Genomic DNA, 26,887 nt, shown 5'->3' with positions numbered 1-26,887 from the left:
AATCCTTACATAGTCCTTAAGACAAAACCCCGGATTTTTGAATAGCAGCCACCACACCCAAAGCTTCAGCTACTGTATTTCCGGCTGAAGACTTATCGTTATCCATCAGTACTACTGTAGATTCACGGGCTATGGCTTTTTTCGCGGCAATAGCTTCAGTGGCTAAATCCAGCAACACTGCAGCCTGACCTTCAGTAGTAGCTGCTGCCTGACCTATCATGGTTAATGCTCTGGCTTTTGCTTCTGCCACTAAGGTAATAGAAAGAGCTTCACCTTCAGCTTTTAATACCTGCTGCTCCCGCTCCGCTTCAGCGGACAGTACTGTCGCTTGCTTGGCACCCTCAGCTATATTGATTGCGGCCTGACGTTTACCTTCAGAGTCCAGAATAGAAGCGCGTTTTTCCCGTTCAGCCCGCATTTGTTTTTCCATGGCATCCAAAACAGAAGCCGGAGGATTAATATCTTTAATTTCATAACGCATCACCTGCACACCCCAGGCGGCAGAAGCCTGATTAATGGCATGGATAATTTTGACGTTCAGGCTGTCACGTTCTTCAAAAGTTTTGTCTAAATCCAGCTTACCTATTTCAGAACGCATTGATGTTTGTGCCAGTTGGATCACGGCATACACATAGTTATCAATACCATAAGATGCTTTGTAAGGTTCCATCACCTTGATATACAACACGCCATCTATCGTCAGGCTGATATTATCTTTGGTAATAGCGGATTGGCTTGGAATATCAATGGCGCTTTCTTTTAATGAAACTTTGTAGGCAATACGATCAATAAAAGGAATAACAAACTGCAAACCTGCCGTTTGAGTTTCATAATATTTGCCTAAACGCTCAATAATGTAAGCCATATTTTGTGGCAAAATCACCACAGTTTTGCCAATCAGTATCAACACAGCCAGTACCAGAGCTGCTGTGACAATTAAATTTGTTTCAAGCATAACTTGTCCTTAAGAATGAACTAATTAAATATGGCTTATAGCTTAACGGATTTTTGCGACCTTCAAGGAATAATATTCAATTTATTAACAATTAAATTGCGTATCAGGCCAAACCAGGGTTAAAGGCTAAAACGTCAGCCAATAAAACTAGTTCTTTATATTGCGGGCATTTACACTTAGCGCTGTGGATGCCCTGAGGTTTTGTTATGAAGTTGTTTTTACTGACGCTTGCCTGCGCATTTATGTGCTGTTTTGAAACTCAGGCCAGCAGCTCTGAAACACCGAAGCAGGTATTGATCCCCAAACCCCGCTCAGAATTTGATATTGGTCATCAGTATTACAGCAGCTTATTAACGAAAGCTTTAACCAAAGCTGCTGCCGGGCGCAAAGTACCAGAGCTGAAGACCACTTTTATAATGGAACAGGGCCGTGCTTTGCGCCAGCTGGATAAAGGTGAGTTTTTAGATGTATTTTGGGTGGGTACAGATCTGAAAAAAGAACAGGAATTCCGGGCTATCCGTATACCTTTGGAACGCGGTTTAATGGGCTTTCGCAAATTTATTCTGCATAAAGACTCAATCGCAAACTTTAATAACATCCACAGCCTGCAGCAACTGCAGCAATTTACCGCCTGTCAGGGTGCTTTCTGGCCTGATGTAGAGATTATGCGAAACTCTGGCCTCAAAGTGGAAGAAGCTCCTGTCTACGAAAATATATTTAAACAGATGGTAGCTAAACGTTGTGATTATTTCCCACGCGGTGTGCATGAAGGGGTGATTGAACTGAAAAAACGCCACACTTTATACCCTGAGCTGCTACGTTATGATTCACTGATGTTGCACTACCCTTTTACCATTTATTTTTTTACCCATAAAAATAATGAAGCTTTGGCTTTATGGATTGAACAAGGGCTGGAGCAAATGATTGATGATGGCGAACTGCTTCAGCATATGCAGCAGCATGAGCTTACGCGCCATGTATTTCCTCTGCAACAAAAGACAGCCACTCAGTGGATCAGCATAAAAAACCCACTGTTAAGCCCTGATACTCCTGTGAATAACAGCAGATATTGGTTTCAAAGCAGTGATTTTAAAAGCAGCAATTGATATCTGGTCGGATTTCAGTTATTTCTGAACTAAGGTTTTTCAGGAAATGTGGTTATGCTGCAAGCTACAGATATAGCTGATCTTATTTTAAAAGGCTTTCGCCGCCATTTTAGCTTGTTTCAAAAAATCACCGCTTTGGCCCAGCAAAGTTATGCCCAAAAAAACTGGCTGGAATTGCAACGTATCAGCTCGGAGCGAATTTCTTATTACGATTTACGGGTAAGTGAAACTCTGGCCTTACTGCAGCAAAAGCTGACAGGCACTGAATTAAATGACTGTTTGTGGCAACAGGTGAAGCAGCAGTACCAGCAGTATTTATTATTTCATCCGCAAGCTGAACTGGCTGAAACCTTTTACAACTCGGTATTTTGCCGCTTGTACGAACGCAAGTACTTTCATAATCAGAATATTTTTGTTGAGTCCACTTTAAGCAAACAACGCCTGCCCGCTCCAATAGCTTCGGTGTATGAAAGTTATTTTCCGGCTCAATATGGTTTAAAACAAAGCATCAGAGCTATTGTCGCCAGCTTTCATTTACAAGCTCCTTTTGTTGATTTAGAGCGGGATATCCGTTTATTGGTGCGTACTTTTATTGGCCAGTCCAGCCATGGTCATTTCCCTGTGCATCTGGTGCGTTTTGATGTTTTAAAGTCGCTGTTTTTCCGTAATAAAGCCGCCTATATTGTTGGGCGGGTGGTGACACCAGACGGTCAGCAGCCTTTTATTATTCCGCTGCTGCACGATGAGGATCAGGGTATTTATGTGGATACCTTACTCACAGATCCACAACAAATGACCATAATTTTTGGTTTTTCCCGCGCATATTTTATGGTGGAAATGACAGTGCCTTCGGCTTTGGTACATTTTCTGAAAGAGCTGCTGCCGCATAAAACCCTGGCCGAGCTGTATTCGTCCGTTGGCCTGCATAAACAAGGCAAAACCGAGTTTTACCGTGAACTGCTGACGCATCTGGATAAATCCAACGATCAGTTTGTTGCGGCGCCCGGCATTCGGGGCATGGTCATGATGGTATTTACTCTGCCCTCTTTCCCTTATGTGTTTAAGGTGATCCGCGACAAATTTGCGCCAACCAAAGAGTTTGGCCGCGACACAGTCAAAGCCCGTTATCTGTTGGTGAAAAAACACGACAGGGTTGGCCGCATGGCCGATACCATGGAATATTCAGATGTGGCCCTGCCGCGCAACAGATTCAGCCCTGAATTGCTGGAAGAGCTGCAACAAAGCATTGCTGGTTCAATGCAGATTGAAGATGACATGGTGATTATCAAACACTTGTACATTGAGAGGCGGATGCTGCCGCTGAATTTATATTTAGAGCAGGCAAGCCATGAGCAAAAAGTGAAGATGATGGCGGATTATGGCCAGGCGCTGAAAGATATGATTGCTGCTAATATTTTCCCTGGCGATATGCTGCTGAAAAACTTTGGTGTCACCCGCCACGGCCGGGTGATTTTTTATGATTACGACGAAGTGCAGTACCTGCTGGATGTGAATTTCCGCACTATTCCAAAAACCGATAACTACGATGATATGTTAAGCAATGAGCCCTGGTATTCGGTGGGCCCTGGTGACGTATTCCCTGAGCAAATCACAACTTATGTCACAGCACAAAATGATATCCGCCAGATGTTAATTCAAAGCCATCCTGAACTGATGGATGCCAGCTACTGGCAGCAAAAGCAGCAGCGTATTCGTGATGGCATAGTGGAAGATGTGTTTCCTTATCCACAAAGCCAGCGCTTTATATCGCTATACCCGCGATAACTCACTTAGAGTATGAATTAAACGGTATCAAAGCTTTATTAGCTTAAGTACAATGCCGCCGCCCGTTCAGGCATGGTGTCTGGCGGTAATAAAGGATCCGGTTTGTGTCTCATATCAATTCAGTGATGGCGCTGCGAGAGCGCGAATTACAAAAAACGGTCCGGGTATTTAATGCCCGTGGTAGCCGTGTTATTCGCTGCCCTTTGTGTTTATTGCCGGTGCCGGATTGTATTTGCGCAGCCAAACCCAAACCATCCAGCCGCAGTGCCTTTTGTTTTGTCATGTATAAAGGCGAAGCTTATAAGCCCACCAATACAGGGCGTTTAATTGCAGATGTAGCGCCGGAAAACTTTGCCTTTGTCTGGGACAGAACCCAACCTGATCCAGAGCTTTTGGCTTTGCTGGAAAATCCTCGTTACGCCCCGATAGTGGTATTCCCTCAGCAATATGCAGCGGCTGAGCGTTGTATTAATGGGGTCAAGACTGGCGATAAAATTCCGCTTTTTGTGATGCTGGATGGAACCTGGCGTGAAGCGAAAAAGATGTTCAGCAAAAGCCCTTATTTAGATGGTTTTCCTGTGCTTGGCATTCAACCAGCAAAAAGTTCCTTGTATCAGTTGCGCGAAGCAGCTCATGAGCACCAGCTTTGTACTGCTGAAGTTGGCATTGCCGTATTGGAGTTGGCCGGAGATCAACAGGCAAGTGAAGATTTAGCTGGTTATTTCACTACCTTCAGGCGCAATTATATTGCCGGTAAACCTCATTTAAATTTTGATCTATAACGCTGACCAGCCACTGGGTCGCATCCAGAGGTAAGTCATGGCCTGCAGTAGGATGTGTCAGTAAAGGTGCATTGAGTTGATTGGCTAAAGCTACGCTGCACTGTGGCGACACCAGTTGATCCGCCAGACCAGAAAGAATTAACACCGGACAAAGTGGCTTGCGTTCAGCCCGAAAACGACTGGCGGCCCAAAGCTGACGTAAAGCATTGGTGCGACTGACGGGGTGTTCTATGGCCCATTGCTGCCATTGTTTTAAAACCTCAGGCTGCAGTGCTGAGCTGACTGTCATTTGCCATATCAGCTCTTCGCGTTGTATCGGGCCTGCCAGCACAGATAGCAGCACTTTGAAGTAATTACGCATCTGCAGTCTGTGCCAAAACGGGCTTAACCCCGCACTGCTGCTGTTTATCAGTACCAGAGATTTTACCTGCTGTGGCGCATCAAGCGCCCAGTCCAGCGCCAGCATGCCGCCCATGGATATAGCCACCAGATGAAGCTGTTGCCCCTGATACTGTGGGTAGCGCTCTGCCCATTGTTGTTGCAGTTGTTGCCGTAAAGCAGGCACTGAAGTGGCAGATCTCTGTTGGTTTAACACCCCACAACCGGGCAAATCCAGCGTCAATACCGGCCGCTTAAGTGTTGCACTTAACAAGGCTGGAAAGTTCAGCCAGTGCCTGCTTTCGCGTAATAGACCACGCAGCAACAGCACCGGTGTTTGGTCTGTCGTTAATTCCATCTGGCCAGTACCATAGTCAGTACCATAGCTCCATTGCCTCTTGTCTGAGCATGCGTGGATGCATAACCCGCCGCCACTGCTGATGTGACGCTGTGGCTGCTATTAAAAAATGAAACAAGGTTAAATGAGTACGCAACACCCGTTTTACTCTGTGCGGTTTTACCGGATGAAACAACCCCAAACTGGATAACAACTGAAAGGGATTTTTCCGCACCCAGTTCCATGACCCCATTTCCAGAGTTAAAGGTAAAAACACTGTGCTCTGCTGCAACGACTCATCGTACAAATAATCCCATAAATCGCCATGACATAAATAATGCAGCGATTGAGGTTCAAACTGATAAGCCTGATGTGGATAGCTGTCAAATAACAGCTGGCGTAAACGGTAGAGTTCGGCTAAATGCGGTAAAGGTTTACGGCTTTTGGCGTAAGGAAACCAGATCCTGTCTACCTGACCAAAACCAGAGTGACAATCCAGCACTATACTAAAAGAGCTTTGAAATAACTTTTGCCGCACCAGTTCAAACAACACCTGATTTTCGGCTTCAGGTTGCTCTGGGTTGCCTCTGAACCAGGGCAAACGAGCCGAATACTGCTGCCCACCCACTAAAAACGCCGCTTTATCTTCACAGTGCACTGGCGCATTACGCATTAAATCCACACCATTGCCATTGCTGCGTCTGTGAGTCGCCATACCTACAGGGTTTACCATAGGTAAAAATAAAACATTTAACTGGCTTAACTGATGCTGTAAACCATGGTCCCACTCCAGTCTTTGCAGCAAACTTTCCAGAAAGGCAATCAGCACTGCAGAGCCAATACGCTCCAGTCCATGCACTCCACCAGTTAACAGCAGCGTAGGTTTAGTCGCATCAAAAGTGGCCAATTCAATTAAGTAACTGGGGTATGAATGCAGGCCAGCATTAAAACGGGCCAGTTCTGTGGTTTTTACAGTGGCAGGTAAAGTGTCGATCAGCGCCTCCAGCCGGATCAGTTCAGGTAACAGAGAACGTTGTCTTTTGTTTTGCACAGTCAAAGCCAATGAATTGAATTATCAACAGAATAAAAGGTTGTAAGGCTGAGGTTTTAGTTTTTTTGATGAACTTTTAATGACAGCGATGACCTTAGAGCGCGGGGACAAAACTCTGGTAATCAGCCCTTAAGCCATGCATACTTTTATAGCCTTCGTACTTGAAGCTGCAGCTTTGTTGACTGCGTGCTCTCGCCCCAATCACATAGGACACTATGCTCATGGGGTCTCACGCTCTTGTCGCCTGGCTGCAACTCCAATTACTTTGGCTATATCAACTTATTGAAATGGAGACTCTTTATGCGTTTTGCCATATTACTGCTGGTTTTGTTGCAAAGTGCCTGCTCATACAGCCCCAGGGACTCTGATGAATGGTGGTACGACAGAATGAAACGGGATCATCGTTCTCAGTGCAATCAGCTTCCTGCACAAATCAAAGCTCAATGCCTGGAACGTCAGAGCGGAACTTATGAAGACTTTTTAAAACAACAGGAAAGCCAGCAACAGCCCCCTACAACACCAGCTTCTGAGTCAAAAAATCAATAAAACAACGCACTCTGGGGTTCGCCTCTCCTTCGCTGTAATACACTGCATACACAGGCATCAGTACCTGCTCACGTAAATGCTCCAGCACTGGTACTAAGCGCCCTGCCCTGATGTCTTCCTGCGTCATAAAACCGGATAAGCAGGCGATGCCGTTGCCATGCAACGCCAGTTGCCGAATAGTTTCGCCGCTGTCGGCTGAGACATGAGGGGTGATTTTATACAACTCTCCGTCTTTATCCCGAATAGGCCAGCGGTTTAAAGTCTCAGCAGAGCTAAAGCCTATACAGCGGTGTATGGCTAAGTCAGCTAAAGTGTCTGGGGTGCCAAAACTGGCCAGATACTCTGGAGATGCCAACAAACGCCTGAAGCCTGCACCTAATTTACGTGCCTTTAAGCTGGAGTCTGTCAGTTCACCAAAACGTATTGCTACGTCGACCCGTTTTTCAATCAGATGGATAAAAGATTCAGAGGAATCCAGCGTTAATTCAATTTCAGGGTAAAGCGCCAGAAACTCCGAAACCAGCGGCACCAGTTGATGCAAAATAAAAGGAGTGGCCGAATCAATGCGTAATTTGCCAGCAGGCTTGTGGCTTCGGTCCATTAAAAAATGATCAGCCTGACTCAGTTGCCGCAAAATGCTGCAAGCCTGCTGATAATACCATTCGCCTTCAGAAGTCAGTCGTAAACTGCGGGTGGTACGCAATAACAAAGCAACGCCGAGGCGTTGTTCCAGCTGTTTCACTCTGCGACTCACCACAGAAGTAGCTTGCCCCAGTTGTTCTGCTGCCGCAGTAAAACTACCGGTTTTTACCACAGTGACAAAAGTATCTAACTGTTCAGTCTGTCCGGCCATTGTTGCTCTCTTCGCAATAGATATTTGCCATTACATCTATTTTTCACAATAACAAAATCCAGCACACTGACGCCACTTTAAATTTGCGGAGAAATTATATGCCACTCGCTTTATGGGCTTTAACCTTAAGCGCCTTTGCCATAGGCACCACTGAATTTGTCATAGTGGGCTTATTACCTGTGATTGCTGCCGACCTGGCAGTGTCTTTACCTTCAGCTGGCTTGCTGGTCAGTTTATATGCTTTAGGTGTTGCTATAGGCGCGCCGGTATTAACGGCACTGAGCAGTAAAATGCCCCGCAAAGCTTTATTAATTGGACTGATGGCGCTTTTTACTCTGGGTAATCTGCTGGGGGCTATGGCACCGGATTATTACTCCCTGATGCTTGCTCGTGTGCTTACAGGTATGGCACATGGCGTATTTTTTTCCATAGGTTCGACTATAGCCACCAGTCTGGTAGCAAAAGAAAAAGCAGCCAGCGCTATAGCTTTAATGTTTACCGGCTTGACCGTTGCTTTAGTGACAGGTGTACCACTGGGCACTTTTGTCGGTCAATATCTGGGCTGGCAAGCGGTGTTCTATGCAGTGGCGGTTTTAGGTTTTATTGCGATGATTGGCTCAGCGATTCTGGTGCCAAATAACTTAGCACAGCAAAAATCTGCGACTTTTCCGGAGCAATTGCAGGTACTGACAGAACCCCGTTTACTGATGGTTTATGCCACAACAGCTTTAGGTTATGGCGGTAGTTTTATTGCATTTACTTACCTTGCCGCCATATTGCAGGACGTGTCGGGTTTTGGCACAGACCATATTGCCCTACTGATGCTGCTTTATGGTGTATCTGTGGCAGCAGGAAATATTTGGGGTGGTAAACTCGCCGATAAAAAAGGCCCTATAGCAGCCTTGAAAGTAATTTTTTTAGGTTTGGCTGGCGTGTTATTGCTGTTGAGTGTTACCGCCTCTCAGCCAATTTTGGCTGCTTTCACTGTATTGCTATGGGGCGCAGTGGCTTTTGGTAATGTGCCGGGTTTGCAGCTTTATGTGGTACGTCAAGCCGAAATTTATACCCCTAAAGCAGTGGATGTTGCCAGTGGTCTGAATATAGCCGCTTTTAACTTAGGTATAGCCTTTGGCGCCTGGGCCGGCGGTGTAGTGGTCAGTCAGTTTGGCTTAATGTACACCCCATGGATAGGAGCTTTGATTGTATTGTTAGCTTATGGTTTAACTCATATCAGCGGCAAACTGGATCAGAAACTGAGTGCTCAGATAGCCTGATCGCTGAAAAACAGCCTGGCTTTTAAAGATCAGGCTTTTTCGTTACATGAATACAGTAAAAATCGACCATTTCGTCTTTATCCGGCACCAGCACCTGACCATCCTGCTCAAAACCAAGCTTCAGCAACAAAGCCTTAGAGGCCTGATTGTCCGGCGATACTATGGCAACCAGTGTTTTTAAACCGCTGTGCTCTGCAGCATAAGCCACTACTGCCTTTGCGGCTTCATACGCATACCCCAAACCAAAAAACTCTGGCAGATAGGCATAACCTAAATCGGTTTCAGCTAAAAAGTCGCGCTTAATCAAGCCACATAAACCTATGGCCTGGCCCTGCTGATTTTCAACCAGCCACATGCCATAGCCATGCTGCGCATAACTGGCGATAGCACCCTGTTGCAAATTCCTTTCTGCATCTTCAACAGTTCGAACACCTTTATCGCCTATATGCTGTAAGAAACTGGGATCGTTGTAGAGACGTAAGGTAAATTCAGCATCACTTAGCTGAAGTTCACGCAAAGTTAAACGCTCGGTTTTACAAATCAACATAAATTCCTTCTTAAAAAAAAGGAGCCATATGTGGCTCCTTATTTCACAAAGATCAGTAGTTACTTCTGCTCTTTTTGCTGTTGTTCCAGCCGATTTTCCCAGAAAGTCGCGTTTTTAATGCCTAACTTCACAGGATCAAAGGTGACAGGACCGCCGTTCTTTTTCTGCTCTTCATAATCGCGTAAGCAGCGCATGGTCGGCTTGTACATAAAGAAAATAACCAGGATGCCAACCACGTTAACCCAGGCCATAATACCCACACCCAAATCACCAATATTCCAGATGTAACCGGCACTGTTGACTGTGCCGTAAGCCACCATAAACATCAGTATCAATTTAAACAGCAGATTTGGCAATTTGTTGTTTAATATACGGTTTAAGTAAGCCACATTGGTTTCTGTAATGTAGTAATAGGCCAAAATAGTGGTAAAAGCGAAGAAGAAAATAGCGATGCCTGCAAACACCTGACCAAACTGTCCAAACACACTATGCAAAGCCATTTGGGTAAAGGCTGGTGAAGCAACCACAGTGGAGGCGTCAATATTCTGCAGTATCATAGTGCCAGCACCTGTGACCGCATTAAAGTCTTCAGTTTGCACGTTGTATTGCCCGGTGATCAAAATCATTAAGGCAGTTGCTGTACAGACAAATAAAGTGTCTACATAAACAGAGAAGGCCTGAACTAAACCTTGCTGGGCCGGGTGGTCAACTTCTGCGGCTGCAGCAGCATGAGGACCAGTGCCCTGACCTGCTTCATTGGAGTAAATACCCCGTTTTACACCCCAGCCTATAGCAGCACCAAAACCAGCCTGAGCGGTAAAGGCATCACTAAAGATTAAACCAAAAATTGCCGGCACTCTGTCCAGATTCAGGAATACCACAATAAGCGCCAGAACTATGTAACCCAAGGCCATAAAAGGCACCACAATTTGGGTAAAGTTAGCAATACGTTTGATACCACCGAAGATAATAAAAGCCAGAATAATCAGAATAAAAGCGAGGCCAATCAGTTTGTTACTTCCGACTTCACCAAAGCTGGTGACCACTGCCGTACCTTCACCAAAAACCTGAGTAATAGCGTTGCCTACCGCATTCGCCTGAACACCTGGTAAGAAGATACCGCAACCAATAATAGCGGAGATAGCAAACAAAATACCCAGCCAGCGCCAGCCCAGACAACGTTCAAAGTAATAAGCCGGACCACCACGGTACTGGCCATTTTCTTCTACTTTGTAAAGCTGACCTAAAGTGGATTCGACATAAGCAGTACTGGCACCTAAAAAGGCTACTACCCACATCCAGAACACAGCACCTGGTCCACCAAAGCCGATAGCTGCAGCAACACCTGCTATATTACCTACACCAACCCGACCGGATAAAGACACAGCCAGAGCCTGGAAGGATGAGATCCCTTTGTCGGATTCATTGTTATTCAGCATCAGTTTGCACATTTCTTTGAAATGACGCACCTGAGCAAAACGAGTGAGAATTGAGTAAAACAAGCCTGCACCAAGGCAGAGGTAAATCAGCGCGGGGCTCCAGACTATGCTGTTCAGCGTACTAATAAAGCCTTCCATTTCCCTTCCTTATAATTATTCTGAGTTTAACTTTTAAAACGCCGCATAATTTGCCATAGCAAAAGCACAATTGCCAGACGGCAAGCTGATTGACCAGAGTTCTGCGTTAATTCGCTGCTTTGGCCATTTTGATCAACACTTTTACTTAACTGCAACAAGATACCGCAACTTAACTGCAACAAGATACCGCAGCCAAAAGCGCAGGACCATTGTTATTTTGCCGGACAAGGCTGAATGACGTTCAAGGCTTCAGAGGTATAACCAGACAAACCCCACTGGTCACAACTTTAAGTCCGGTGAACCACTGCATTTGTCGATTTCATCAAAGCTTTGGTTATACTGGCTACATCAACCACTGTGGGAGCAAGCCAGTGTTTAGTCTTCAAATCAAGCCTTTACTGCGCTACCACTGCCTGTTTTGGTTTATTATTTTTGCACTCAGTGTGTTTAGCTGGACGCTGGATTTTTTTATTTGGCGAAAACCTGACACTCTGCATTATCTGGCAATGAGTTTTATCAGCGAAGCAGCAACCATGTTGGTGACAGGCGTCTTGCTGGTCTGGTCGCAGTATAAAATTAACCAGCATAATTTTGCTATATGGCATTTAGTGCTGGCCGCTTTGTTGCTGACTTGTATTTACATTCCGCTGGAGAATGCGCTCTGGCTGATCACTATGAAAAATGAACGCTTTGATCTTCGTTTTTTAATCAGTAACCTCGACAGCCACACCTTAGCATTTTTTGTCTGGACAGCACTTTATCTGGCCTACATTCTGAATCAGCAACGCCATTTCCGCATGGCAGAATCAGCTCGTTTAAGTCAGAAAATACAACAACTTGAATTGCAGGCACTGCGACATCAGTTGAACCCGCATTTTACCTTTAATGCACTGAACTCAGTCTGCGCTTTAATAGAAGCAGAACGTTTTGAGGATGCCGAACTGATGTCTGAGCAACTGGCGTCTTTTTTACGTTATTCTTTAAGCAGCTCACCGGACAGCCTGGTGCAACTGGCCGATGAACTGGCTGCAATAGAAGCCTATCTAGCGCTGCAGAAAACCCGCTTTGGCAACAAACTCAAAGTCGACTGGAAAATCGATCAGAATGTTCGCCAACACCTGATCCCGGCTTTGTTACTGCAACCTTTGGTAGAAAATGCCATTAAATATGCCGTAGCTACCCAGCAACAAGGCGCCACCATTACTATTGCCGGACAGCAACACAATGGCCAGCTTTGCCTGCAAGTTGAAGACGACGGTCCGGGCGAACATGCCATCACCCAGTTGGGACAAAGTTCAGGCGTAGGTTTAACCAATATAAAAAACCGCCTGAATCAGCATTTTGGCACAGCGGCCAGTTTAGTAGTACAAGCAAAGCAACGGGGTTTTCTGGTGTCTATTCAGTTGCCGTTACAAGGGGCAACTGCATGAGTTCAGTCGCAAGATTTGAGGTCGATAAAGAAAGATTCTGGTACTGGCATTTACTGTTCTGGTTGATTTATCTGCTGATCAAGTTTATCCATTTAGCAGTTCTGGTGCCATTGGAAAATCGCACCGTATTTCCTTATCTGATGATTTACGCTTTGATTAGTCTGGTGAATTTTGTAGTCACAGGTTATTTGGGGCAAAAAGAGCTGGGGCTGAATATCAGCATCCAACAGCAGGCACTACGACTGGCATACTGGCTTATTCCACTTTGGCTGGTACTGACGCCAGTACGTCAGCACCTGATGCTGACTTACGCTTTTATGCAAATTCAAACTGAGTCTGTGCTGCGTTACGCTTTGGCTTTTAATCTGGTGTTATTGCCGATAGCAGGCTGGTTTGCGTTGTTTTTAGTCTACAAAGCTAACCTGTTAAACAGAGCTCAGTTCAGACAACAGCAGGAATTAGCCCGTCAGGCACGTATTGCCCGCTTAAAAGTATTACGTTATCAGCTTAATCCGCATTTTATGTTTAACACTTTAAATGCGCTGAATTCACTGATAGTGCAACACAAAGGACTGGATGCCGAAAACCTGATCCTGCAGCTCTCTACTTTCTTACGGCATTCACTGAAAAACCATACTGAACATTTGATCCCACTCAAAGAAGAACTGGACGCTCTGGCTTCTTATCTGGCTATTCAACAGGTTCGTTTTGGCGAGCGGTTGCAAGTGAACTGGCAATTGGATGAACAGGCTTTGCAGCAAAAAGTTCCACCTCTGTTGCTGCAACCTTTAGCAGAAAATGCCATCAAGTATGCAGTGTCAGAACTGAAAGGCCATGCCTGTATTGATATTGAAGTAAGCCAGGAGTCCTCAGTTTTAGTGCTAAAGCTGTCTGACAATGGCCCAGGAACTCAGCTGGCGGCTGGCTGGCCGCAGCAAGCCAGTTTTGGCAGCTTGCATAATCTGGCGGAACGTCTGAGTTTGTTGTTTCATGGCAAAGCCAGCTTAAGTTTTAGTCAGCAACAAGATAAATTCACCGGACAAATCTCCCTACCTTTGGAGTTACTGCATGCAGCAGATTAGAACTGTAATAGCCGATGATGAGCCATTGGCCATCAGTAATTTAAAAGCCAAACTGGCGACTTACCCCAATATCCAGATAGACGCCTGCTTTGATAATGGTGATGAAGTATTAGCTTATTTACAAAGCAATGCTGTGGACCTGGTGTTTTTAGATATCCAAATGCCGGGGATCAAAGGCATCGAAGTATTAAAACAACTGAATAAATCTTCCGCCATGGCAGCGCCTTTAATTATTCTGGTGACAGCCTACGACAACTATGCTTTTTCGGCTTATGAGCATTTTGCTTTTGATTATTTACTCAAACCTGTATCGCGTCAGCGTTTGGCCCAAACTTTGCTGGACGCCAAAACCGCTTTGGATAAACAGCAGGATATGCCACCAGCTATCACCCAAAATAAACTGACCTTTAAAACCGGTGCTTCCACCTTGCTGCTTGATGATATAGATATTCTGATGATTGAGGCGGCTGGCAATTATATGTGTGTGTACACTTTAAGTGAAAACCTGATTATCCGCGAAACCATTAAAGAACTGATGCAACGCTTACCGGCTCAGTTTGCTCAGGTGCACCGTTCCACTATAGTGAATTTGCACCATGTGCATAAAGTGCAACCTCATAATAATGACTACCAGTTGTTGCTTTCCAATGGTCAGACAGTCGCTGCATCCAGACGTTTTAAAGCAGATTGGTCAGCACAATTATTACCCGCGAAATAGGAAAATACTGAAGGCGGAAAGCCCGGGAAAGTCAAAAATTCCCGGGCTTTTTTTGTGTCTTTTTTGCGCAAAAAATAACAAAAAGTAACCCATCACCTCCGGTCACTTCTGCTATTCCTTTGGTCACAGAAGGCAGGAAAACCAAGGCTTTGGGCGCCAAAATACAGTTATGGCAAAAGCCATAACCCAACTCAGAGGATAGCACCATGAAAGCACCATTATTTTTCGCAGCTGCGGTACTGACCCTATCAGCCGCTGCCAGCGCTGAGCCATCTTTTACTCCACATATTTACAATGTCCTGGTCGAAACCTGCAGCCATGCTCAGGATGATGATCGCATCGCCTTAAATAAAACCCTGAAAGCCAGCCGGCTCTCCAAACAAAAAGCGGTCGATAAAGTGGTTTGTAATGGCCAGCCTTTAGTGACTTTTGCCCGCAACGCAAATGCAGTAAAAGTAGTCTCTATGCTGGAACCTTATGAAAACCGCTCTAAAGGCAAAGTGTCAATTTCTGACGTAGTGGCTCCGTAACCACTGCAGATCAGGAGATTCGTCTTTGGTTTTACATTTCGGCATGCCAGGTACAGTGTGGGTCAGCCAGTTCAGTGAACACCTGAGCAGGCTGGCCTGTTTGCATTGAATGGGTATGGGCAGCAGGAAAAATTACGGAGCCTGACAACAACAAAGCTGTAGCTGAGATCAAAGACTCACTTGCAGTGTTGCCCCATTTTTTGTTTTAACGGCGACTTCAGTCACTTCTATAGTTGATCTATTTTTTTTGCGTAATACCAGGCAAGGCCCACTAAAAACACAGCACCAATGACCAGTGGAAGCATCGCTGGGGACTGCCATAAGCTTTGCTCTGCATCAAAGGTAGTTCCGAGCATTACGCCAAAAGCCGTACCAAATAACATACCCAACACCGTAAAGCCCAGCATCAGCATTTTTAAACTGCTTTTCAAAGCATTACGTTTTGCCTGTTGTACCGCACTTATCATAAAAATCTCCCTCAGACTGAAATTGAGCGTCCATTAAGTATATAGTCAGGCCGTAAATTGTCAGAATCAGGCTATAAAGGCAAGACGAAATCTTTAAGTACAGAGATAGTGCAGATGCAAAAAAGGCAGCCTTGCGGCTGCCAATGTCAGTATTACCCGACCACGTAGTTCAGCAATTACTTGGCCATAAATCAGTTGGTTAGGAGAACTGATTCATGGTGTTGTCTTTCCCTGAGGCCTTCAGCGCAGCTTCCCCTGAGAAGTACTCTTTGTGATCATCACCAATATCAGAGCCAGACATATTCTGGTGTTTGACACAGGCGATGCCCTGGCGAATTTCTTTACGTTGCACCCCTTCGACATAACCCAGCATACCGGCGGCACCGAAGTACTCTTTAGCTAAGTTGTCAGTCGACAAGGCCGCTGTATGGTAAGTAGGTAAGGTGATCAGGTGGTGGAAAATACCAGCTTCACGGGCACCATCAGCCTGGAAAGTACGGATACGGTTATCCGCTTCCAACGCCAGCTCTGTTGTATCGTAATCTGCACTCATCAGCTTGGCTCTGTCGTAAGCCGACACATCTTTGCCTGCTGTTTTCCATGCATCAAATACTTGCTGACGGAAGTTCAGTGTCCAGTTAAAAGACGGGCTGTTGTTGTACACCAGCTTGGCATTGGGCACCACTTCACGGATACGATTGACCATTTCAGCAATCTGACCGACATGAGGTTTTTCGGTTTCAATCCACAATAAATCGGCACCGTTTTGCAACGAAGTAATACAGTCCAGCACCACACGATCCACACCGCTGCCCTGCTTAAACTGGAATAAACCACTGGCTAAACGTTTTGGCTTTAACAGCTTGCCGTTGGCTTTCACCACCACATCGCCGTTTTGAATATCGTCAGCACTTTGGATGTAATCACCGTCCAGGAAGCTGTTGTATAAATCGCCCAAATCACCGGCTTGATCCGTTACCGCAATTTGTTTGGTTAAGCCAGCACCTAAAGAGTCAGTACGGGCCACGATAATGCCGTTTTCAATGCCTAATTCTAAGAAGGCGTAACGCACAGCGTTAATTTTTGCTAAGAAATCAGCATGGGGCACTGTCACTTTGCCATCCTGGTGACCACATTGTTTTTCGTCAGACACCTGGTTTTCAATCTGAATGGCGCAGGCACCGGCTTCAATCATTTTTTTCGCCAGTAAGTAAGTGGCTTCGGCATTACCAAAACCCGCATCTATGTCGGCAATAATTGGCACGACGTGAGTTTCAAAGTTGTCGATTTTAGCCAGTACTTCAGCAGCTTTGGCCTGATCGTCTTTAGCGCGGGCGTCATCCAGCTCACGGAATAAACCACCTAATTCACGGGCATCAGCTTGTTTTAAGAAGGTGTATAACTCTTCGATTAAAGCTGGTACTGCCGTTTTTTCGTGCATGGATTGATCCGGCTGAGGACCAAACTCTGAACGCAAAGCTGCAATCATCCAGCCGGATAAATACAGGTATTTTCGTTTAGTGCTGCCAAAATGTTTTTTGATAGCAATCAGTTTTTGCTGACCGATAAAGCCATGCCAGCAGCCTAAAGACTGAGTGTACTGGCTGCTGTCCGCATCATAAGCTGCCATGTCTTCACGCATAATATCAGCAGTGTACTGCGCTATATCCAAACCTGTTTTAAAGCGGTTTTGTAACTGCATGCGGGCAGCAGACTCAGCATTAATAGCATTCCAGCCTGCTCCTTGCGCTTTACAGCTTTGTTCCAGTTGTTTAATGATCTGTTGATAAGCTGACATGATGCATCCTCGTTATGTTGTCTTTTGTTTAGCTGGCATTTGGTAAGTACCCTTGTTGACATTCACTATAGGTTTCAAAATACAGATTCATATAGCTGATTTTTTTGATTCTCATCATTCATTGTGTGAATATAGAAAGCATGCAAGCAAGACTTCATCAGCCATAAAAAGTGGAAACAAATGAATATCAGTAAAATTGACCTGAATTTGTTGGTGTATCTGGACGTATTGTTGCGGGAAAAGAACGTGACAAGGGCTGCCAACCAGTTAAATATCACCCAACCGGCGATGAGCAATGGCTTAAAACGGCTGCGTGATTTATTAAACGATCCTATTCTGGTGCGTACTTCGGACGGTATGGTGCCGACAGAACGAGCCAAGGAATTAGCTCCTGTAGTGCGTGGGGTTTTGCTAACTCTGGAAGAAACCTTACAACCCAACAAAGATTTTGAGCCAGAACACAGCCATCGAGTGTTTCGTATTATGGCCAGTGATTACGCTGCTTCTACTCTTATTCCGGCCTTATTGAAAAAGCTGCGGGCTCAAGCTCCAGGCACCTCGCTGGATATTATGACGCCGTCCGATGTCACCTTTCATGACGTGGAAAACGGCAAAGTGGATATGGCGATAAACCGCTTTGATCAACTGCCGCAGTCTTTTCATCAAAAGACCATATGGCGCGATAGTTTTGCTTGCCTGGTCAATAGCTTAAATCCAATTTTGGGTAACTTTAATTTAGACTCTTATTTAAAAGCCCAGCATATCTGGGTCAGCAAAACCGGCTTTGGTGTAGGTGTGGGTATGGATCCGGCTGATGTGCAAAAACTGGGTTGGGTGGATGAAGCCTTAGCAAAGTTCGGTAAACAGCGCACTATCAGCGTCTTTACCCGTAATTATCATGTGGCTATGCACTTAGCAGTAGAAACAGATTTAATTGCGACCTTGCCTTTACGGGCAGCGCTTTTGTATCAGAATGACGCGACGATGAAAGTCTTGGATCCGCCTTTCCCTATTCCATCAATAGAGCTGAAAATGATCTGGAGTCCGTTATTGCATCAGGATGCCAGTCATATCTGGTTGCGGCGCTTAATTACAGAAGTAGCAGACGAGCTGCACTTGTAATCAGGAGCCAGAGCTTTGGCTCTGGCTCCTCTTGTATCAAGCAGTTAACAGCTCATAAGCTGGCAAGGTCAGGAAGTCGACCAGTTGATCGGCTGTGGTGATTTGCAGCAACAGTGCCTGAGCTCGCTCAAACTGCTGTTGTTGCCACAACTCTTCGCCTACTTCTTGCCTTACCACAGCAGCTTCCTGCTGCAGCATTTGGGCAAACAAGTCTTTGGTCACTAGCTGGCCATTGTTTAAGCTTTTGCCATGTTTAATCCACTGCCAAATGGAAGTACGACAAATTTCCGCTGTAGCCGCATCTTCCATCAGGCCATAAATAGGCACACAGCCCTTACCACTGATCCAGGCCGCTATGTACTGCAAAGCCACGCGGATATTGATACGCATACCTGCTTCTGTGCGTTCACCTGCGCTTGGCGCCAATAAATCGGCAGCAGTCACAGGCGCATCGTCAGCGCGGCTGATATGCAACTGATTGGTTTTACCATCAAGCAGATATTTGTTAAAAACTCCATTGGCCGTAGCAGCTAAACCCGGATGCGCCACCCAGGTGCCATCATGACCATTGCTGGCTTCACGTTCTTTATCCGCAGTCACTTTGGTTAAAATCGCTTGGTTTGCTACAGGATCTTTAGCCGGAATAAAAGCCGCCATGCCGCCCATGGCCAAAGCACCACGTTTATGGCAGGTTTTGATCAACAGTTTTGAATAAGCTGATAAAAATGGCTGATCCATAGTCACGACCTGACGGTCTGGTAATACGCGGTCAGCATGATTTTTTAAGGTTTTGATATAGCTGAAAATATAGTCCCAACGACCGCAGTTCAACGCCACTATATGCTCACGCAGCGCATGCAGAATTTCGTCCATTTCAAACACTGCAGGCAAGGTTTCAATTAATACCGTAGCGCGGATAGTGCCGACAGGCTGATCAAATTTAGTTTGAGTAAAACGGAAAACCGCATCCCACCAGGCTGCTTCTTTGTAGCTTTGCAGCTTCGGTAGGTAATAATACACACCAGATCCATTGGCTAAACGGGTTTGGTAGTTGTGGAAAAAATACAAAGCAAAATCAACCAGCGAACCCGGAACTGGCTCGCCATCCACTTCTAAATGTTTTTCCCATAAATGCAGACCACGAACACGGGCTATCAATAAGGCCTGTTTATCACGCAACGCGTACTGTTTACCTGATTGCGGGTCGCTGTAGCTGATAGTGCCTAAGTTGGCATCACGTAAGTTGATCTGGCCTTCTATCACGCCATCCCAGCTTGGCGCTTGCGAGTCTTCAAAATCAGCCATAAAGACTTTTACATCAGCGTTTAACGCATTGATGATCATCTTGCGATCGACAGGGCCGGTGATCTCTACTCTTCTGTCCTGTAAATCGGCAGGGATAGCAGCTACTTTCCAGTTGCCAGCACGGATATCAGCAGTGTCAACACGGAAATCCGGTAAAGCACCGCTATCATAACGCGCCTGCTCTGCTGTACGTTGCTGCAGTAACTGCTTTAAAGCAGGACGAAATTCGCGGGTCAGTTCAACCACCAAACGGCAAGCTTCCGGCGTTAAAATAGTCTGGAATTCAGCCGGTAAACGGCCTTTGATCTCTAATCCTGCAGTGTTGCTGCTTGTCATTGTGTTGCTCCTTGTCTGTAGCAATAGGAAGTCTCTTCACTATAAGCCGAACAGAGGTCGAACCCCACCATTTCAACCATCAATAGGCCATATGCCAGACATTCAGCAAACTTATATAAATTAGAGCACAAACACTAACTTATTGGCACGTCTTATGCTTTATCTACTCTGCAGTCAACCAATGAGAGCTGCAGAGTCAAAAGTTTGTCGGAGGTCATTAATGGAAGTTTTAATTTTAGTCTTAGCCGTATTGGTTGTGGTTGCCGCTTTTTTAGCCAGCCGTTTTATGAGCCATGGCAACCCCTTTCCATTTAGTAAAAAAAGCAGCCTTTTTACTCAGGTCGAACGCTCTTACCTGAACATGCTGGAACAAGCCGTTAAAGGTAAGTACAAAGTCATGAACAGAGTAAAAATGGCCGATATTCTTGAATTAAAAAGCAATGTTGATGCCAAGTCCCGTATAGCGGCTTCGGTAAAGCTGAATGCCAAGTACCTGGATTTTGTATTGTGTGATCCTGATGACATGAGCATTGTTGCTGCTGTTGATCTGGTGAACAATAACAGCAAAGACGGTCATAAAGCTGTGCCAGACTGGTTTGTCAGCGGTGCTTTTGAAGCAGCTGGTATTCCTTACGTACGGATGAAAATTAAAGCAGGTTATTCCATAGCCGATATCCAGCAAGGTTTAGCGGCGAAAATTGGTCAAAGTGGTCTAAAACCAGAACCTATATTAAAAGGCACTGTGAAGAAAAGCCCGACCCGGCCGATACGCCCTCTGCAACCCGTGGTTGAAGCAAGCACTTTGCCTTCGATTATTCCGGAGCGTGGTATTCGTTCACAGTCAACGGCCATGATCCACTGACAGCTCAGCTGTTAACAGACGAACTTTTAGAAAGAGTTCAACAACTTCAGGCATTTGGAACATAAGTCACTCCGCTCGCCTAAAGACCGAAGCCGCTCGCTGCAACGAGCGGCTTCATTTTTTCTCAGATCCTGAAAATTTTTCTAAAGTCCGCGATCCTTTTGCCGATAAGATGGTTGGAAATATGGCATGGGAGTGACTATGACACAATCCGTAGGCTCAGCTGCAGTCAGCCAGAGCTATGAACTACTGGGTGCCAGTCTGGCAAAATCCCAGCAAAAACAGGAAGGGAGACAAACAATGCAGTTGCTGGAAAGCGCTGTAAATTCGTCTCCGGCATTGCAGTCGCCAAGTCCGGTTTCTGTCGGCAACCTGGGTCAGAATATTGACATCACGGTATAAGCAAAGAAGGGCTAACGCAAGTTAGCCCTTCTTCTTTTCACACAAACTGCTTTAATTCCATTCGCTTGCGGTAGGTAAAGCAGCAAAAGCGCCGAACTTCTGACAGGTCAGGGACCCGGCTTTAATGGCTTTGCGGATCACCTGCTGTTGCAGTTCTTTTTGCATCAGCAAATCAGCGACACTACAACCTGAATCCAGCAGCTGCGCTGCCTGAAATAACCAGGCGCCAACAAAGGCATCACCTGCTGCAGTAGTATCCAGCACAGGCACTGTAGTCACAGCAACGGAAAAGGAATCTGTTTTACTGTAACTTTTCACTTCATCTGCACCCGCAGTGACGACCAGCCATGAAGGTCGAAAATCCAGAATATGCTGTAACCAGTGTTCCGTACTTTGCTCACCAGCCAGGTAAGTCAGTTCATCTTCACTTAACTTCACCAGATCAGCCATTTCCAGCAATTGTGTCACCAGCTCAATGCTGGCTTTGCCTTCAGTCCACAAATTGTGACGTAAATTGGCATCCACCGATACCAGCCAGCCATGTTGCTGGGCCAGTCGCACCAAAGCAAAACTGGTTTGGGCTATATCAGGTTCTGTCAGGCTGTTGGAGCATAAATGCAAAATGCCTTTGTTTTGCCAAAGGTCGGCCGGACAATGATCCACCTTATAAAGTAAATCTGCGGCAGGCGGCCGGTAAAATGAAAAGCTGCGATCGCCCTGATCATTTAATGCCACAAAAGCTAAGGCCGTTTTAGCATCCATAGTCTGGCGCACTGCACTGCAATCCACGCCATAACTTTGCAGTTCCTGTTGCAAAAAATCACCAAACATATCCTTGCCCAGCATACCGATAAATTTACTCTGGCCACCTAATTTGGCCACTGCCACAGCCACATTAGCCGGAGCTCCGCCAGCAAAACGATGAAACAGACCTGGCTGGGCCTTATCCTGTAAAAAGTCGATCAGTACTTCACCAAAACAACAAACCGGAGTCGGTTTCATCTGCCTTATTCCCCTTAAATACCCCAGTACAATGAGGCAACAAACTAAAACGTTTCAGACTAACTTTAACTATTTAAACCTGAAGTGTAAATATTCAACACTGAATTTAAACATTTCACAGTTAAAAGTCTTGCCAAAACAGAGAAAATGAAGTTCTATTAGGCATATCACACTGTAGGTCCGGACCAGTTTATATGCAAAAAACCACAGCACAGCTGCTGGAAAACCCAGAGCTGTTGCAATTTGAAAGCGAAAAGGCACTTAAACGATTAAGCCAGTCTTTAAAAACAGCAGCAAAAGACAGCTGGCCTGAGTTGAAAACCAGGCTGGAGCAACAGCTGCCCGCTTTGCTTGAACTTTATTTAAGCCTATACGGCGAGCACTACGACTGCTACTACCATCTGGAGCAGTTGCTAAAGCTGCTGGCAAAAAGCTCGGCGCAGCGTCCGGCCTATTTGCGACTTGAAGATGCAGAGCCACAAGACTGGCATAAGGCACCCAGCGCTTTAGGTGCAGCCTGTTATGTCGACTTATTTGCCAAAGATTTTAAAGGCCTTGCAAAACGCATCCCTTACTTAAAACAAAGTGGTATTAACTATTTGCATCTGATGCCACTGTTTAAAGCGCCAGAACCTAACAGCGACGGCGGCTATGCCGTATCAGATTATCGCAGCACCATGCCACAGCTGGGTTCTATGCAGCAGTTATCCGATCTGATGCAGCAACTGCACCAGCAAGGCATTAAGCCAGTACTGGATTTTGTCTTTAACCACACCTCTGACGAACACCGCTGGGCAGAAAAAGCCAAAGCCGGTGATGCAGAGTATCGTGAGTTTTATTTTTTCCTGACCGAACAGGAACGCGATCAATTTGCCCCAAGCTTACGTGAAATTTTCCCGGAAATTCGCCGGGGTTGTTTTACTCAGGACAAGACTTCTGGCTTATGGGTCTGGACCACCTTTAACAGCTTTCAGTGGGACTTAAATTACGCCAACCCTGCTGTGTTTAATGCCATGGCTGAAGAAATGCTGTTTCTGGCCAATCAGGGCGCTTCGGTACTGCGGTTAGATGCTTTGGCTTTTGTCTGGAAACAAGCGGGCACCAGCTGCGAAAACCTGCCCAAAGCCCATAGTTTAATTAAAGCTTTTAATGCAGTAGCCCGCATTGCAGCTCCGGCTTTGCAGTTTAAATCTGAAGCTATAGTGCACCCGGATGAAGTGGTGAAATACATAGCACCAGAAGAATGCCAGTTGTCCTATAACCCGCTGTTGATGGCGCTGTTGTGGGATAGTTTAGCCACCCGCAATACCAGACTATTAACAGAATCCTTGCGCAAGCGTTTTGACATTGACCCCCAGTGCAGCTGGGTGAATTACATTCGTTGCCATGACGATATAGGCTGGACTTTTGATGACAGTATAGCCTGGCAACTGGGGATCAATCCGGATCATCACCGCCAGTTTTTAAATCAGTTTTACACAGGTCAGTTTGAAGGCAGTTTTGCTGCTGGTGTGCCTTTTCAGCAAAACCCTGTGACGGGCGATTGCCGTGTGGCGGGTATGTTATCGTCTTTGGTTGGGGTAGAAAAAGCTGAAATCGAAAACAATGCATTACATCTGGAGCATGCTCTGCAACGCATCTGCCTGCTGAACTCAATCATTTTAAGTATTGGCGGTTTGCCACTCCTGTATATGGGTGACGAACTGGGCTTAAAAAATGATTACAGCTATGTACTGGACCCGGCTAAAAAAGACGACAGCCGCTGGGTTAACAGAGTGGCAGTGACTGATAAGCAACTCGCTTCAGCTATTTCTGCCGATACCTTATCAGGCCGGATTTATCAGCAGTTACAGCATTTGATCCAGACCAGAGCTAAGTTGCCATTGTTAGGTGCTGGCAGTACCACCCTATTGTCTGATGAGAATCCGCAGCTGTTTTTATACCAGCGCCAACTGGATGGAAAACGCTTAGTGGCAGTGGTAAATTTCTCTGAACATGCCCAGCTTTGCAACTCATTAACAGGTCAGTTATGGCACGACGAGCTGAGCAATAAAACCTTGCCTGCCGACGCTTTACTGCTGACTCCTTATCAGGCGCTGTGGTTGAGCCCGGTAAATTCCTGAGTGATTCCCTGATAACACTCTCCCAAAGTGTTTGACTTTTGATGCCCCTGCAAAGGGGCTTTTTTTATGCTTTTTACCCAAGTCCACTCAGATGAGAGAAATCCACTTATTTAGTTCTCTAAGAACCCGCCAATCACCGCATTTAGCCTTGATCTGAGTACAAAAACAACGCACCATGAAACCGCTTCCAATGATAATGACAAGGACAGGCTTATGCTTTTTTTAAAGAAAAAACTGACTACAACTGTGCAGATAATCAGCCTGATTTTAGCCAGTACTGCTGCAGGCTTCAGCTATGCCGATACAGCTCCAGTTACGGCCACTGAACCTCAACTGAGTGTGCAGTTATGGTCAGTCAAAGATGCCATGCAGGCAGACTTTGAAGGCACACTGACCAAGCTTGCCGCCATGGGGTTTCAGGGTGTTGAGTTTGCTGGTTTTTTTGGCAAATACGCCAATGATGCTGCTGGTTTAAAAGCATTTTTAAACAGCTTAGGCCTGAAAGCTTCAGGGGCTCATGTACCTTTTGAAAAATTCAGCACGGAGCAATTTGATGCCACTGTCGCTTTTTATAAGGCTTTAGACTGTCATTATTTAATTATTCCCATGGATCAGCGTGCTTTTACTGTGGAAGGCGCAAAAGCTGTCGCTGCCGATTTGGCTGCTGTGCAGGAAAAACTGACGCCATTAGGTATGCAGGTGGGTTATCACAACCATAAACCAGAAATGCTGGGAGATGCAGGCAAAACGCCATGGGACCTGATTGGCAAAAACACCAACAGCAAAGTCATTTTGCAGCAAGACGTGGGCTGGACTGAAGTCGCTGGCAAAGATCCGGTAGATTTTATCAAAGCCTATCCGGGCCGCACTGTGACCACACACTACAAGGCTTCAGCCCCAGAGCCGGGCAATACGGAAGATCCAATTATTGGTAAAGACACCACCGACTGGAAAGCTTTGATCACCGCCAATAAAACCATAGGGGGCACCCAGTGGCTGGTGGTAGAGCAGGAATCTTATCCCGCAGGTATGACCCCAATGCAAAGCGTTGAAGCTTCATTAAAAGGTTTACAGGCTATTATTGCCGAGATGAAGTAACAGCAGGTTTTGATAAGAAAAAGGCTGGTATTATCACCAGCCCCTTTTTGCCATATAGACAGTATTAATCCAGCTTACGAACCCAGATATTACGGAAGCTGACGCTGTCGCCATGGTCCTGTAATTTCAGCGGTAAACAGCCGTGGGCTTTGACTTGAGGCGGGCCTATCCATTCAGTGGTACCGGCAATTTCAGTGTGATTTTGCACTAACACACCATTATGCAGCACTGTGATGTAGCCTGGCGATAAGCGCTTTTCACCTTCAAAACGCGGCGCTTTGTAGATAATATCGTAGTGTTGCCATTCGCCCGTTGGGCGGGTCGCATTAACCAGCGGTATGGTTTGTTTATACAAAGCACCAGCCTGGCCATTAGGGTAAGTCTCATTCTGGTACGAATCTAAAATCTGAATTTCGTACATCTCCTGCAAAAAAATCCCGCTGTTATTACGCAGCTGACCTTCTTTATCCATCCGATCTTTGCCAACCCGCCATTCCAGATGCAACTGAATATCGCAAAACGACTCTTTACTGCGGATGTCCCCAGTGCCGGGTTTGACCGTTAACACACCGTCAGTCATAGTCCACTGTGCTTCTGCACCAGTATTGACCGACTGCCACTGTGATAAGTTTTTATCCAACAGCTGTAGTGCATCCGAAGGAGCCTGACCTTCGACAGCGGTCACAACGGGTGGTACCGGAGTCCAAACTTCAGTTTTAGCGGCCAAAGCATGGCGCTCTGCATCTGATAATTGGCTGATATCTGTGGCAGCCATAGCAGCAGTGCTTAGAGACAAAGCTGCGCCAATCCATACATAATTCATCATCAATACCTTAAAAAGGCGGAGACCCGCCCTATCTGTTGCTTAGTTAGTTGCCCAGGCGCGATCGCCTTTTTTATACGGCAGATTGCCATCGTACCGGCCTGGTATAGCGACATAACGCAGCACTTCAGTCGCCGCCACTTTGGAGGTAAAAAACACCATCAGGGTCAGTTGTTTTAACAACACAAAATAATGCGGTAACGGCTTGCCTGAGTCTTGTTTGGCTTGCTGATCCAGTTTTGACAACAATTCGTGTTTTTGCGCCGCAGTCGTTTGCATAAAATCTTTACCAAACTGTTGTTTTGCTAAAGCTTTTATTGTTTTTAAGCCCTCAAAAAACACCGTCTGGTACTTCAGCTCATAACAGTCTGCCACCATCACCGCCATCACAGCACCACAGCCAGCATCTTTTGCGCCTGGTGTGCTGGTTTTTGGCAAAATGGTTTCAGCAATTTCATCTAAAAAAGCAATATCAGACTGAGTAAAAAGCGCTTTACCCGCATCCGCTGATTTCAGATCGGCAGCCCATAAATCACCGCCCACCATAGCAACGCCGGTAGCGGCTGCAATCATTTTTAATAAATCGCGTCTGTCCATG

General features: G+C 45.9%; 26 protein-coding genes. 14 read left to right on the top strand and 12 right to left on the bottom strand.

All coding sequences use genetic code 11. The features are described from left to right. Positions 1 to 16: 16 nt before the first annotated feature. Positions 17 to 955 carry an SPFH domain-containing protein gene (locus J2W69_RS14255; RefSeq protein ID WP_233079209.1) on the bottom strand — a complete coding sequence of 313 codons (939 nt, stop codon included), beginning with the start codon at positions 953 to 955 and terminating at the stop codon, positions 17 to 19. 206 nt (positions 956 to 1,161) lie between these two features. Here J2W69_RS14255 and J2W69_RS14250 point away from each other — a divergent pair, with 206 nt between their 5' ends. The 3 genes from J2W69_RS14250 (at position 1,162) to J2W69_RS14240 (ending at position 4,628) form a co-directional block, all read left to right on the top strand. Further along, positions 1,162 to 2,061, top strand: a complete 900-nt coding sequence (locus J2W69_RS14250) for a hypothetical protein (RefSeq protein WP_310279671.1) — start codon at positions 1,162 to 1,164, stop codon at positions 2,059 to 2,061. A 54-nt stretch (positions 2,062 to 2,115) separates the two neighbouring features. Further along, positions 2,116 to 3,846 (top strand): bifunctional isocitrate dehydrogenase kinase/phosphatase, encoded by a 1,731-nt coding sequence (gene aceK, locus J2W69_RS14245; RefSeq protein WP_310279669.1) that lies wholly within the window; start codon positions 2,116 to 2,118, stop codon positions 3,844 to 3,846. Positions 3,847 to 3,950: 104 nt separating this feature from the next. After that, positions 3,951 to 4,628, top strand: coding sequence for a tRNA-uridine aminocarboxypropyltransferase (locus J2W69_RS14240; RefSeq protein ID WP_310279667.1), 678 nt, complete (start codon positions 3,951 to 3,953; stop codon positions 4,626 to 4,628). On the opposite strand, the gene J2W69_RS14235 is transcribed toward J2W69_RS14240, so the two are convergent. Together J2W69_RS14235 and J2W69_RS14230 are read right to left on the bottom strand one after the other, a co-directional pair. Beyond that, the gene (locus J2W69_RS14235) at positions 4,579 to 5,364 is read right to left on the bottom strand and encodes an alpha/beta fold hydrolase (protein ID WP_310279665.1); all 786 of its coding nucleotides are present in this window, start codon (positions 5,362 to 5,364) and stop codon (positions 4,579 to 4,581) included. The genes J2W69_RS14240 and J2W69_RS14235 overlap by 50 nt on opposite strands. Positions 5,365 to 5,380: 16 nt before the next feature. Continuing rightward, positions 5,381 to 6,394, bottom strand: a complete 1,014-nt coding sequence (locus J2W69_RS14230; protein ID WP_310279663.1) for a DUF2817 domain-containing protein — start codon at positions 6,392 to 6,394, stop codon at positions 5,381 to 5,383. Positions 6,395 to 6,694: 300 nt separating this feature from the next. Here J2W69_RS14230 and J2W69_RS14225 point away from each other — a divergent pair, with 300 nt between their 5' ends. After that, a complete protein-coding gene (locus tag J2W69_RS14225) occupies positions 6,695 to 6,940 on the top strand; it encodes a hypothetical protein (protein ID WP_310279661.1) in 246 nt (81 codons plus the stop codon). Here J2W69_RS14225 and J2W69_RS14220 read toward each other — a convergent pair. Continuing rightward, on the bottom strand, positions 6,906 to 7,793 hold the full coding sequence (locus J2W69_RS14220) for a LysR substrate-binding domain-containing protein (RefSeq protein WP_310279660.1): 888 nt from the start codon (positions 7,791 to 7,793) through the stop codon (positions 6,906 to 6,908). The two genes, J2W69_RS14225 and J2W69_RS14220, sit on opposite strands and share 35 nt — an antisense overlap. A gap of 98 nt (positions 7,794 to 7,891) precedes the next feature. On the opposite strand from J2W69_RS14220, the gene J2W69_RS14215 reads away from it, so the two are divergent. Then, positions 7,892 to 9,067 carry an MFS transporter gene (locus J2W69_RS14215; RefSeq protein ID WP_310279658.1) on the top strand — a complete coding sequence of 392 codons (1,176 nt, stop codon included), beginning with the start codon at positions 7,892 to 7,894 and terminating at the stop codon, positions 9,065 to 9,067. A 22-nt stretch (positions 9,068 to 9,089) separates the two neighbouring features. On the opposite strand, the gene J2W69_RS14210 is transcribed toward J2W69_RS14215, so the two are convergent. Next, positions 9,090 to 9,614: a GNAT family N-acetyltransferase gene (locus tag J2W69_RS14210; RefSeq protein ID WP_310279656.1), complete on the bottom strand. Its 525-nt coding sequence runs from the start codon at positions 9,612 to 9,614 to the stop codon at positions 9,090 to 9,092. A 59-nt stretch (positions 9,615 to 9,673) separates the two neighbouring features. After that, on the bottom strand, positions 9,674 to 11,191 hold the full coding sequence (locus J2W69_RS14205) for an alanine/glycine:cation symporter family protein (RefSeq protein WP_310279654.1): 1,518 nt from the start codon (positions 11,189 to 11,191) through the stop codon (positions 9,674 to 9,676). 371 nt (positions 11,192 to 11,562) lie between these two features. Between J2W69_RS14205 and J2W69_RS14200 the strand changes: the two genes are divergently transcribed. The 4 genes from J2W69_RS14200 to J2W69_RS14185 all read left to right on the top strand — a co-directional run bounded on the left by J2W69_RS14200 (position 11,563) and on the right by J2W69_RS14185 (position 14,951). Continuing rightward, positions 11,563 to 12,621 carry a sensor histidine kinase gene (locus J2W69_RS14200; protein WP_310279651.1) on the top strand — a complete coding sequence of 353 codons (1,059 nt, stop codon included), beginning with the start codon at positions 11,563 to 11,565 and terminating at the stop codon, positions 12,619 to 12,621. Next, positions 12,618 to 13,703, top strand: a complete 1,086-nt coding sequence (locus J2W69_RS14195; RefSeq protein ID WP_310279649.1) for a sensor histidine kinase — start codon at positions 12,618 to 12,620, stop codon at positions 13,701 to 13,703. The genes J2W69_RS14200 and J2W69_RS14195 overlap by 4 nt, the downstream gene beginning before the upstream one ends. Continuing rightward, a complete protein-coding gene (locus J2W69_RS14190; protein ID WP_310279646.1) occupies positions 13,690 to 14,421 on the top strand; it encodes a LytR/AlgR family response regulator transcription factor in 732 nt (243 codons plus the stop codon). Before J2W69_RS14195 ends, J2W69_RS14190 begins: the two co-directional genes overlap by 14 nt. A 206-nt stretch (positions 14,422 to 14,627) precedes the next feature. Further along, on the top strand, positions 14,628 to 14,951 hold the full coding sequence (locus J2W69_RS14185) for a DUF3718 domain-containing protein (protein WP_310279644.1): 324 nt from the start codon (positions 14,628 to 14,630) through the stop codon (positions 14,949 to 14,951). A 227-nt stretch (positions 14,952 to 15,178) separates the two neighbouring features. On the opposite strand, the gene J2W69_RS14180 is transcribed toward J2W69_RS14185, so the two are convergent. Then, positions 15,179 to 15,418, bottom strand: coding sequence for a hypothetical protein (locus J2W69_RS14180; protein WP_310279642.1), 240 nt, complete (start codon positions 15,416 to 15,418; stop codon positions 15,179 to 15,181). A gap of 199 nt (positions 15,419 to 15,617) precedes the next feature. Beyond that, positions 15,618 to 17,216, bottom strand: a complete 1,599-nt coding sequence (locus J2W69_RS14175) for an isocitrate lyase (protein WP_310279640.1) — start codon at positions 17,214 to 17,216, stop codon at positions 15,618 to 15,620. Positions 17,217 to 17,396: 180 nt separating this feature from the next. Here J2W69_RS14175 and J2W69_RS14170 point away from each other — a divergent pair, with 180 nt between their 5' ends. After that, complete coding sequence (locus tag J2W69_RS14170; RefSeq protein ID WP_310279639.1) at positions 17,397 to 18,338, top strand: LysR family transcriptional regulator; 942 nt, start codon at positions 17,397 to 17,399, stop codon at positions 18,336 to 18,338. A 36-nt stretch (positions 18,339 to 18,374) separates the two neighbouring features. Here the strand turns inward: J2W69_RS14170 and aceB are convergent, their stop codons facing one another. Next, positions 18,375 to 19,979, bottom strand: coding sequence for a malate synthase A (gene aceB / locus J2W69_RS14165; protein ID WP_310279637.1), 1,605 nt, complete (start codon positions 19,977 to 19,979; stop codon positions 18,375 to 18,377). A gap of 220 nt (positions 19,980 to 20,199) precedes the next feature. On the opposite strand from aceB, the gene J2W69_RS14160 reads away from it, so the two are divergent. Further along, the gene (locus J2W69_RS14160; protein ID WP_310279635.1) at positions 20,200 to 20,841 is read left to right on the top strand and encodes a DUF2726 domain-containing protein; all 642 of its coding nucleotides are present in this window, start codon (positions 20,200 to 20,202) and stop codon (positions 20,839 to 20,841) included. A 201-nt stretch (positions 20,842 to 21,042) separates the two neighbouring features. Further along, a complete protein-coding gene (locus tag J2W69_RS14155) occupies positions 21,043 to 21,243 on the top strand; it encodes a hypothetical protein (RefSeq protein WP_310279633.1) in 201 nt (66 codons plus the stop codon). 51 nt (positions 21,244 to 21,294) lie between these two features. Here J2W69_RS14155 and J2W69_RS14150 read toward each other — a convergent pair whose 3' ends face one another. Further along, positions 21,295 to 22,245: a carbohydrate kinase family protein gene (locus J2W69_RS14150; protein ID WP_310279631.1), complete on the bottom strand. Its 951-nt coding sequence runs from the start codon at positions 22,243 to 22,245 to the stop codon at positions 21,295 to 21,297. A gap of 194 nt (positions 22,246 to 22,439) precedes the next feature. On the opposite strand from J2W69_RS14150, the gene J2W69_RS14145 reads away from it, so the two are divergent. Then, complete coding sequence (locus tag J2W69_RS14145) at positions 22,440 to 24,368, top strand: amylosucrase (RefSeq protein ID WP_310279629.1); 1,929 nt, start codon at positions 22,440 to 22,442, stop codon at positions 24,366 to 24,368. A gap of 213 nt (positions 24,369 to 24,581) precedes the next feature. Continuing rightward, positions 24,582 to 25,466 (top strand): sugar phosphate isomerase/epimerase family protein, encoded by an 885-nt coding sequence (locus J2W69_RS14140; RefSeq protein WP_310279627.1) that lies wholly within the window; start codon positions 24,582 to 24,584, stop codon positions 25,464 to 25,466. A gap of 64 nt (positions 25,467 to 25,530) precedes the next feature. Here J2W69_RS14140 and J2W69_RS14135 read toward each other — a convergent pair whose 3' ends face one another. Beyond that, positions 25,531 to 26,289 (bottom strand): 3-keto-disaccharide hydrolase, encoded by a 759-nt coding sequence (locus J2W69_RS14135; protein ID WP_310279625.1) that lies wholly within the window; start codon positions 26,287 to 26,289, stop codon positions 25,531 to 25,533. Between the two features lie 42 nt (positions 26,290 to 26,331). Further along, positions 26,332 to 26,886 (bottom strand): gluconate 2-dehydrogenase subunit 3 family protein, encoded by a 555-nt coding sequence (locus J2W69_RS14130; RefSeq protein ID WP_310279623.1) that lies wholly within the window; start codon positions 26,884 to 26,886, stop codon positions 26,332 to 26,334. Position 26,887: the final 1 nt, after the last annotated feature.

Origin of the sequence: Rheinheimera soli (assembly GCF_031457405.1) — a bacterium.
GTDB classification, from domain to species: Bacteria; Pseudomonadota; Gammaproteobacteria; order Enterobacterales; family Alteromonadaceae; genus Pararheinheimera; species Pararheinheimera soli_A.
The sequence above is the reverse complement of the archived record's forward strand: the minus strand, read 5'-3'. Positions and strand labels throughout refer to the sequence as shown.

What these genes read in the sequence shown, in the direction of transcription:
- J2W69_RS14145 (WP_310279629.1), top strand. Translation starts at nt 22,440, where the DNA reads ATGCAAAAAACCACAGCACAGCTGCTGGAAAACCCAGAGCTGTTGCAA.
- J2W69_RS14220 (WP_310279660.1), bottom strand. Translation starts at nt 7,793, where the DNA reads ATGGCCGGACAGACTGAACAGTTAGATACTTTTGTCACTGTGGTAAAA.
- J2W69_RS14150 (WP_310279631.1), bottom strand. Translation starts at nt 22,245, where the DNA reads ATGAAACCGACTCCGGTTTGTTGTTTTGGTGAAGTACTGATCGACTTT.
- J2W69_RS14130 (WP_310279623.1), bottom strand. Translation starts at nt 26,886, where the DNA reads ATGGACAGACGCGATTTATTAAAAATGATTGCAGCCGCTACCGGCGTT.
- J2W69_RS14235 (WP_310279665.1), bottom strand. Translation starts at nt 5,364, where the DNA reads ATGGAATTAACGACAGACCAAACACCGGTGCTGTTGCTGCGTGGTCTA.
- J2W69_RS14190 (WP_310279646.1), top strand. Translation starts at nt 13,690, where the DNA reads ATGCAGCAGATTAGAACTGTAATAGCCGATGATGAGCCATTGGCCATC.
- J2W69_RS14250 (WP_310279671.1), top strand. Translation starts at nt 1,162, where the DNA reads ATGAAGTTGTTTTTACTGACGCTTGCCTGCGCATTTATGTGCTGTTTT.
- J2W69_RS14155 (WP_310279633.1), top strand. Translation starts at nt 21,043, where the DNA reads ATGACACAATCCGTAGGCTCAGCTGCAGTCAGCCAGAGCTATGAACTA.
- J2W69_RS14185 (WP_310279644.1), top strand. Translation starts at nt 14,628, where the DNA reads ATGAAAGCACCATTATTTTTCGCAGCTGCGGTACTGACCCTATCAGCC.
- J2W69_RS14205 (WP_310279654.1), bottom strand. Translation starts at nt 11,191, where the DNA reads ATGGAAGGCTTTATTAGTACGCTGAACAGCATAGTCTGGAGCCCCGCG.
- J2W69_RS14255 (WP_233079209.1), bottom strand. Translation starts at nt 955, where the DNA reads ATGCTTGAAACAAATTTAATTGTCACAGCAGCTCTGGTACTGGCTGTG.
- J2W69_RS14170 (WP_310279639.1), top strand. Translation starts at nt 17,397, where the DNA reads ATGAATATCAGTAAAATTGACCTGAATTTGTTGGTGTATCTGGACGTA.
- aceB (WP_310279637.1), bottom strand. Translation starts at nt 19,979, where the DNA reads ATGACAAGCAGCAACACTGCAGGATTAGAGATCAAAGGCCGTTTACCG.
- J2W69_RS14225 (WP_310279661.1), top strand. Translation starts at nt 6,695, where the DNA reads ATGCGTTTTGCCATATTACTGCTGGTTTTGTTGCAAAGTGCCTGCTCA.
- J2W69_RS14195 (WP_310279649.1), top strand. Translation starts at nt 12,618, where the DNA reads ATGAGTTCAGTCGCAAGATTTGAGGTCGATAAAGAAAGATTCTGGTAC.
- aceK (WP_310279669.1), top strand. Translation starts at nt 2,116, where the DNA reads ATGCTGCAAGCTACAGATATAGCTGATCTTATTTTAAAAGGCTTTCGC.
- J2W69_RS14210 (WP_310279656.1), bottom strand. Translation starts at nt 9,614, where the DNA reads ATGTTGATTTGTAAAACCGAGCGTTTAACTTTGCGTGAACTTCAGCTA.
- J2W69_RS14160 (WP_310279635.1), top strand. Translation starts at nt 20,200, where the DNA reads ATGGAAGTTTTAATTTTAGTCTTAGCCGTATTGGTTGTGGTTGCCGCT.
- J2W69_RS14140 (WP_310279627.1), top strand. Translation starts at nt 24,582, where the DNA reads ATGCTTTTTTTAAAGAAAAAACTGACTACAACTGTGCAGATAATCAGC.
- J2W69_RS14180 (WP_310279642.1), bottom strand. Translation starts at nt 15,418, where the DNA reads ATGATAAGTGCGGTACAACAGGCAAAACGTAATGCTTTGAAAAGCAGT.
- J2W69_RS14175 (WP_310279640.1), bottom strand. Translation starts at nt 17,216, where the DNA reads ATGTCAGCTTATCAACAGATCATTAAACAACTGGAACAAAGCTGTAAA.
- J2W69_RS14215 (WP_310279658.1), top strand. Translation starts at nt 7,892, where the DNA reads ATGCCACTCGCTTTATGGGCTTTAACCTTAAGCGCCTTTGCCATAGGC.
- J2W69_RS14135 (WP_310279625.1), bottom strand. Translation starts at nt 26,289, where the DNA reads ATGAATTATGTATGGATTGGCGCAGCTTTGTCTCTAAGCACTGCTGCT.